Origin of the sequence: Nocardia paucivorans NBRC 100373 (genome assembly GCF_000308675.1) — a bacterium.
GTDB classification, from domain to species: Bacteria; Actinomycetota; Actinomycetes; order Mycobacteriales; family Mycobacteriaceae; genus Nocardia; species Nocardia paucivorans.
The window spans coordinates 1-467 of sequence record NZ_BAGE01000075.1 but is presented as its reverse complement, the minus strand read 5'-3'; the positions used below and the strand labels follow the sequence as shown (position 1 = coordinate 467).

Below are 467 nucleotides of genomic sequence, written 5' to 3'. Positions count from 1 at the left end.
CGAATCGCATGCTCCGGCAGATCACCCACCACACCCCCCGAACCCACGGACAACCACCGCAACAACGCCCCCCGCTCCTCCACCGTCAACCGACCGGTCACCTCCCGCCACCGCCGCCGCGACGCCTCCACCAAACCCCGACTCCGCACCTCCTCCCCACTCAACACCCCCATATCCAGCAACGCCTGCCACACCAACTGCCGATGCCGCGCGAACTCCACATACACCCGCGTCACATCACCGACCACCACCCCCAACCGACGCCCCACCTCACCCCCACGAAGACCACCGAACTCCGCACCCACCCGCTCGAAGGACTCCGCGACGATCTCATCCACCAACAACACCCGCTGCCGCTCATCCAGCCCCACCACACCACGCTCGACAAGACCGGCCACCACACCCCGCACCCGCTCACGCACCGCAGACCCGAACTCCCGCTCCAGCCCGGCCACCACCCCCGCCCG

1 protein-coding gene is annotated in these 467 nt (G+C 69.0%); it reads right to left on the bottom strand.

Annotation, left to right across the window (positions count from 1 at the left end; genetic code table 11):
- Positions 1-467: hypothetical protein (locus tag ON32_RS23320; protein WP_040793163.1), on the bottom strand; the 467-nt coding region annotated here is incomplete at both ends.